The sequence below is a fragment of the Shewanella sp. 10N.286.52.C2 genome (genome assembly GCF_002874545.1).
Lineage (GTDB): Bacteria > Pseudomonadota > Gammaproteobacteria > Enterobacterales > Shewanellaceae > Shewanella.
Map to the genome: position 1 here is coordinate 215,958 of NZ_MCTV01000068.1, position 6,025 is coordinate 221,982.

Annotated in this window: 5 protein-coding genes; all 5 read left to right on the forward strand. The window is 43.3% G+C overall.

The window, feature by feature from the left end; translation table 11 throughout:
* Positions 1 to 25: 25 nt before the first annotated feature.
* The 5 genes from ispG to der all read left to right on the forward strand — a co-directional run bounded on the left by ispG (position 26) and on the right by der (position 5,930).
* Positions 26 to 1,141 carry a flavodoxin-dependent (E)-4-hydroxy-3-methylbut-2-enyl-diphosphate synthase gene (gene ispG, locus BCU94_RS18715; protein ID WP_076542693.1) on the forward strand — a complete coding sequence of 372 codons (1,116 nt, stop codon included), beginning with the start codon at positions 26 to 28 and terminating at the stop codon, positions 1,139 to 1,141.
* A gap of 98 nt (positions 1,142 to 1,239) precedes the next feature.
* Entirely contained in the window at positions 1,240 to 2,514 is a 1,275-nt protein-coding gene (gene hisS / locus BCU94_RS18720) for a histidine--tRNA ligase (protein ID WP_102440590.1), read from the forward strand.
* 52 nt (positions 2,515 to 2,566) lie between these two features.
* Positions 2,567 to 3,184 (forward strand): tetratricopeptide repeat protein, encoded by a 618-nt coding sequence (locus BCU94_RS18725; protein ID WP_076542697.1) that lies wholly within the window; start codon positions 2,567 to 2,569, stop codon positions 3,182 to 3,184.
* 12 nt (positions 3,185 to 3,196) lie between these two features.
* Positions 3,197 to 4,384 (forward strand): outer membrane protein assembly factor BamB, encoded by a 1,188-nt coding sequence (bamB, locus tag BCU94_RS18730; RefSeq protein WP_076542699.1) that lies wholly within the window; start codon positions 3,197 to 3,199, stop codon positions 4,382 to 4,384.
* A 79-nt stretch (positions 4,385 to 4,463) separates the two neighbouring features.
* Positions 4,464 to 5,930, forward strand: coding sequence for a ribosome biogenesis GTPase Der (gene der / locus BCU94_RS18735; RefSeq protein WP_102477211.1), 1,467 nt, complete (start codon positions 4,464 to 4,466; stop codon positions 5,928 to 5,930).
* Positions 5,931 to 6,025: the final 95 nt, after the last annotated feature.

The following is a 6,025-nucleotide window of genomic DNA, read 5'->3' on the forward strand; positions in this document are numbered from 1 at the left end:
TTGGTAAGTAGTAGAGCAACAGATTATGTATAACGAATCTCCAATCATCCGCCGTCCTTCTAGCCGCATTTATGTAGGGGATGTTCCGATCGGCGATGGTGCACCAATTGCGGTGCAATCGATGACAAATACTAAAACCACTGATGTCGACGCCACAGTTGCACAAATTTTGGCCCTTGAAAAAGTCGGTGCAGACATAGTGCGAGTCTCAGTACCAACAATGGATGCCGCTGAAGCGTTTAAGCTTATCAAGCAGCGCGTTAGTGTGCCTTTAGTTGCCGATATTCATTTTGATTACCGTATCGCACTTAAAGTGGCTGAATACGGTGTTGATTGTTTGCGGATTAACCCCGGCAACATTGGTAATGAAGAACGTATTCGCAATGTAGTTGAATGCGCGCGTGATAAAAATATTCCAATTCGCATTGGTGTTAATGGCGGTTCATTAGAAAAAGATCTGATGGACAAGTATCATGAGCCAACACCAGAAGCATTGCTTGAATCAGCCATGCGTCATGTGGATATTTTAGACCGTCTAAACTTCGACCAGTTTAAAGTCAGTGTAAAAGCTTCAGACGTATTTTTAGCGGTTGAATCATACCGTTTACTCGCCAAGCAAATTAAGCAGCCATTGCATTTAGGCATTACTGAAGCAGGCGGCGCTCGTGCGGGTTCGGTTAAATCAGCAGTGGGCTTAGGCATGTTACTGGCTGAAGGTATTGGTGATACTTTACGTATCTCATTAGCGGCAGATCCAGTCGAAGAAATTAAAGTCGGTTTTGATATCTTAAAATCATTACGTATTCGCAGCCGCGGCATTAACTTTATTGCCTGTCCGTCTTGTTCACGCCAAGAGTTTGATGTGATTAACACTGTCAATGCGTTAGAAATGCGCCTTGAAGATATCACCACCCCAATGGATGTGTCGATTATCGGCTGTGTGGTCAATGGCCCAGGTGAAGCGTTAGTTTCAGATATTGGTTTAACCGGTAGCCACGGAAAAAGTGGTTATTATGATGACGGTAAACGTCAAAAAGAGCGCTTTGATAACAACAATATAGTGGATTCACTGGAAGCAAAAATTCGCGCAAAAGCAGCGATAATGCAAAACCGAATCGATATCAAAGACGCAACAGAATAAGTTAGTTTTAGATAAAAACACACTTACCAGCAGTGGTAGGTGTTTTTTTGTGTAAGGCATATGATTAATTAATTAGCTAAAAATTAGGCGAATTAAACGTGGCAAAACAGATCCAAGCAATCCGTGGAATGAACGACATTCTGCCAACTCAAAGCCCTTTATGGCAACAAGTCGAAGCGGTTATTCGCTCTACTGTTAGTGCCTATGGTTACAGTGAAATCCGTACTCCTATTGTTGAAAGTACTGATTTATTCAAGCGCTCAATTGGTGAAGTCACCGATATCGTTGAAAAAGAAATGTATACCTTTGCTGATCGCAATGAAGACAGTTTAACATTGCGCCCAGAAGGCACAGCATCGACTGTTCGTGCGGGAAATGAGCATGGTTTACTTTACAACCAAGAGCAACGTTTATGGTACATGGGACCTATGTTCCGTCATGAACGTCCTCAAAAAGGTCGTTACCGTCAATTCCACCAATTTGGTGTTGAAGTGTACGGCATTGCAAGTGCGGACATTGATGCGGAAGTATTGATGTTATCTGCAAGATTATGGGATTCATTTGGCATTAAAGACCACGTTAAACTGGAACTTAATACCTTAGGTGATCCTGCTGAACGTGCTACTTACCGTGATGCATTAATTGCATTTTTAGAGCAGCACAAAGAGCAATTAGATGAAGACTCACAGCGCCGTATGTATTCAAACCCGCTACGAGTATTGGATTCTAAATCGCCACAGGTTCAAGCCTTGCTAGCTGATGCGCCAGAGTTAATGGATTATTTAGGTGAAGAATCAAAAACACATTTTTCAACCTTATGTGAACTCTTAGACGCTGTCGGCATCCAATACACAATTAATCCTCGTCTTGTGCGTGGTTTAGATTACTATAACCGCACCGTTTTTGAGTGGGTAACGGATAGCTTAGGCTCTCAAGGAACGGTACTTGCTGGTGGTCGTTATGATGGTCTGGTTGGTCAATTGGGTGGTAAAGATACCCCTGCAGTAGGTTTTGCAATGGGACTTGAGCGTATTGTCTTACTACTGCAAACCCTTGAGCTTGATAAAGATGTCGCGCCAGTTGTCGATGTTTATGTCACGGCAATGGGCGAAAACTGCTTAGTTGAAGCAATTAAAATTGCCCAAGAGTTGCGTCAAAGCCTGCCAGCGCTTAAAGTCATGAGTCATTGTGGCGGCGGTAACTTTAAAAAGCAGATGAAACGTGCTGATAAAAGCGGTGCGCAGTACGCCCTGATCATTGGTGAAAACGAAATTGCCAATAACCAAGTTGCAATTAAGCCACTGAGAAATAAGAACGAACAACTTTTAGTTGCCCGAGAAGAGTTGGCGACTACGATAAAATCATTATTTTAATATTAGCCCTTAGCTAATAAAAAACAGAACTGAATAGAAAGGGGAAGTGCGCGTGGAAATTTATAGCACAGAAGAACAACAAGTAGATGCTATTAAGCAGTTCTGGAAAGATTACGGCAGCTCAATCATTGTGGGTGCAGTCGTAGGTCTAGGTGGATTGTACGGTTGGAATTATTACTCTGACGTAAAAATTGAAAAATCGGAAGCTGCATCAGAAGCATTTCAACGCATTACTGCTAACAGCGACAGCAGTGCAGTACAAGCAGCTATCGCTGAGTTTGGTGCACAGCACGATCAAAAAGGTTACCAAGCCTTGCTTGAACTCATGTCAGCTAAAGCTGCTGTCGATGCAGGCGAGTTAGATAAAGCAGAAGCGGCTTTTACTAAAATCATTGCTGCAAAACCGGGTGCTGCTTTAGAGTCTTTAGCGACGTTACGTCTATCTCGCGTGCAAGCAGAGCAAGGTAACATCGGCACTGCAATTGCGACATTAGAGCAAATTACCGATGAAGCATTTAATGCTCAACGTGATGAGTTAAAAGGCGATTTACTTGTGCGTCAAGGTGACATGGATAGTGCACGTTCAGCTTACCAAGCTGCTGTTGATAACGGCGGTTCGTTAACCAGTCCTGCATTACAAATGAAGCTAGACAATTTAAACAAGGCATAAGGAATTAGCCGAATGAAGTCTTTATGCAAAACTTTGCTAGCAGCGGGCTTAAGCGTCGCATTGCTATCTGCTTGTTCTTCAAATGATAATGAAGAAGAAGTTGTTACTGAACTAACTGAAATTCAAGCAACTGTTTTTCCAGAAGTAAACTGGCATGCCAAGGTTGGGGGCGGAGTCGGTGACTTTTACTCTCAACTTAAACCGGCTATTCGATATGACCATGTATATGTGGCCGATCGCAACGGTGAGGTCGTCGCCTTTGAAGAAGCAACAGGCAAAGTGGCTTGGCGTAAAGACTTAGCTTCAGAATTTAAACATACTGAGCTGGCGAAAACGAAAGAGGCACGCATTGCCGCAGGCGTTACCGCTGGCCGTAATAAAGTCTTTATTGGCGGCGAGTCTGGTTTATTGGTGGCATTAGATGCTCAAACCGGTGAGACCGTATGGTCAGCAGTTGCAAGCGGTGAGCTGTTATCGGCTCCAACTGTGTCTGAAGATTCAGTTGGCGTGCATACCAGTGATGGTAACTTTGAAGCATTTGATATTGATGACGGTGCTAAACTGTGGACCCATGAGATGCAACTGCCAAATCTAACGCTACGCGGCACTAGCTCAGCAGCTTATGATTCAGGTGGTTTCTTCCTTGGCACTGCTGATGGTAAAATAGCGGTTATTGTCAAAAACAATGGACAAGTGGCTTGGGAGCAGGCGGTATTTAACCCAACCGGTGGTAACGAGTTTACTCGTATGGCCGATGTGGACATGACACCGTTAATTTTGGGCGATAATTTATACGCGGTAAGTTACAATGGTAACTTAGTGTCTATGGAGCTAAGAACGGGTCGTGTTGTATGGACGCGTAAGTATTCAAGCTTCAATGAATTAGCGACAGCAGGGGTTGGACTATACTTAGTCGATGACCACAGCCGAATTTATTCAGTAGATAGACGTAACGGTCTTGAATTATGGAGTAACTCTACGTTAATGAATCGTAGTTTAACTTCACCTGCCGTTATAGGCTCTTATATTGTTGTAGGTGACTTTGAAGGTTACTTACATTTTATTGACCGCAACTCTGGCGAAGTCGCTGGACGTGTTGAGGTTGATAGTGATGGTTTATTCTCACAACCAGTAGTGGTTGGAGATAAAATTTATGTGCAAGGTCGTAGCGGCAAAATCGCGACGATTGTACTGCCATAAATTGAATAGCAAACCTTATTAGAGCCCCTGGAAGTGTGTTCCGGGGGCTTTTTATTTTAAAGTTTTTAGAGGCAAAATCATGATCCCTGTAGTGGCCCTTGTGGGGCGACCTAATGTTGGTAAGTCAACTTTATTTAATCGCCTTACTCGCACAAGAGATGCGCTTGTCGCCGATTTTCCTGGTTTAACTCGTGACCGTAAATATGGACGTGCGTTTTTAGCTGGTTATGAATTCATTGTGGTTGATACTGGTGGTATCGATGGCACTGAAGAAGGGATTGAAACTAAGATGGCTGAACAATCGCTAGCGGCGATTGAAGAAGCAGATGTGGTGCTATTTTTAACTGATGCTCGTGCAGGCTTAACAGCAGCTGATTTAGCGATTGCTGAGCATTTACGTAGCCGTGATAAAACTACTTTTGTTGTTGCTAACAAAGTTGATGGTATTGATGCTGATTCAGCCTGTGCTGAGTTTTGGTCATTAGGTTTAGGTGAAGTTTATCAAATGGCAGCTGCGCAAGGTCGCGGTGTTACCAATATGATTGAATACTCTTTAGCGCCTTATGCTGAAGCTATGGGTATTACTCGCCAAGAAGACGGTGAAGAAGTTGAAGATGTACGTGAGTACACTGAAGAAGAAGCCGAAGCTGAACAAGAGCGCCTGCAAAACTTACCGATTAAGCTTGCTATTATTGGTAAGCCTAACGTAGGTAAATCAACGCTAACTAACCGTATTTTAGGTGAAGAGCGTGTGGTTGTTTATGATGCACCAGGTACGACTCGTGACAGTATTTATATTCCAATGGAACGTGAAGGTCGTCAATACGTATTAATTGATACTGCTGGTGTGCGTCGCCGCGCGAAAGTACATGAAGTTATTGAGAAGTTTTCAGTGATTAAAACCCTGAAAGCAGTTGAAGATTCTAACGTTGTCTTGTTAGTGATCGACGCTCAAGACGGTATTACAGAGCAAGATCTTGGTTTGCTTGGTTTTGCGCTTAATGCTGGTCGTGCAATTGTACTTGCTGTGAATAAATGGGATGGTCTTGACCAAGCATTTAAAGAAAGCGTTAAAAGTGAGTTAGATCGCCGCTTAGGCTTTATCGACTTTGCCCGCATTCACTTTATTTCAGCGCTGCATGGCACAGGTGTTGGTCATTTATATGAGTCGATTGAAGAAGCCTATGACAGTGCGACGCGCCGCGTAAGCACTTCAATGCTGACCCGCATTATGCAAATGTCACAAGACGATCATCAGCCACCATTAGTACATGGTCGCCGTGTGAAGCTTAAGTATGCCCATGCTGGTGGTTATAACCCACCAATCGTTGTGGTGCATGGTAATCAGGTAAGTAAGTTACCTGATTCATACAAGCGCTACATGATGAACTACTTCCGTCGTTCATTGAAAGTTGTGGGTACGCCAATTCAAATGCGCTTTCAAGAGGGAGCTAATCCATTTGAAGGCCGCCATGAAAAGCTAACCATTAGTCAAGAGCGTCGCCGTAAACGCGCAATGAGCCACATTAATAGCCGCAAAAAATAAATTATTTTCTGTGAGTTAAGCAAAACCTGAATGACTGCAAAGTGATTCAGGTTTTTTTATGTCTCTGATTTACTAGTGTTTGAACTGAGGTGTTT

What these genes read in the sequence shown, in the direction of transcription:
- ispG (WP_076542693.1), top strand. Translation starts at nt 26, where the DNA reads ATGTATAACGAATCTCCAATCATCCGCCGTCCTTCTAGCCGCATTTAT.
- bamB (WP_076542699.1), top strand. Translation starts at nt 3,197, where the DNA reads ATGAAGTCTTTATGCAAAACTTTGCTAGCAGCGGGCTTAAGCGTCGCA.
- der (WP_102477211.1), top strand. Translation starts at nt 4,464, where the DNA reads ATGATCCCTGTAGTGGCCCTTGTGGGGCGACCTAATGTTGGTAAGTCA.